An 858-nucleotide genomic window follows, 5' to 3' on the forward strand; every position below is an offset into this window, starting at 1 on the left:
GGGGGAGGCGGCGCCGCGGCTGGTGCTGGCCGATGGGGCGGGGCGTGCGGCGCTGGGCGAGGAGGCGCTCGCTGGCGTGGGGCTGGTGGAGCTGGAGGCGCAGTCGCCGGCGTGGGCCGGGCAGCCGGCATCGGATCCGGATGCGCGCGCGCTGGGCCTGGGTCCGCACCATCTGGCCTATGTGATCTACACGTCGGGCTCCACCGGCACGCCCAAGGGCGTCATGGTTGAGCATGCTCAGATTGTTCGTTTGTTCGAGACGACGCAGCACTGGTTTGGCTTCAATGAACGCGACGTATGGTGTCTGTTCCATTCCTTCTCGTTCGATTTCTCAGTATGGGAGTTGTGGGGGGCGCTACGCCATGGCGGCTGTGTGGTGCTCGTGCCCGGGCATGTTGCTCGCGCGCCTTCAGCATTCGATGAGCTAATCCGCAGATATGGCGTCACAGTTCTGAACCAGACCCCCTCAGCTTTTAGAGCTCTGATGGATGTGGAGTCTCACAGCAGTGTTCCGAACCGACTTCGATACGTGATCTTTGGTGGTGAGAGGCTCGACCCGTCGATGCTCAGGTCATGGTCTGGGAGATATTCCGGTCACGCGCCACAACTGATCAACATGTACGGCATCACGGAAATGACCGTGCATGTGACCTATCGGTCTCTTGGCCAGTCTGACTCGTCCGGACCGGGTGGTCTGATCGGAAGACGCATTCCCGATCTTCGGCTCTATCTGCTGGACGGTCATGGCGAGCCGGTGCCGTTCGGGGCGGTGGGTGAGCTCTACATTGGCGGGGCGGGGGTCGCGCGGGGCTATCTGAACCGCCCCGAGCTGACAGCCGAGCGGTTCATCGCCAGTCC

The 858-nt window shown here is 63.2% G+C and carries 1 protein-coding gene; it reads left to right on the top strand.

The genetic code is table 11. The annotated features are described in order from the left end of the window. Positions 1 to 858, top strand: an 858-nt coding sequence (locus AB3X96_RS42480) for an AMP-binding protein (protein WP_368594410.1), incomplete at both ends; no start/stop codon positions are given.

Source organism: Paraburkholderia sp. BR13439 (assembly GCF_040948805.1).
Lineage (GTDB): Bacteria > Pseudomonadota > Gammaproteobacteria > Burkholderiales > Burkholderiaceae > Paraburkholderia > Paraburkholderia youngii.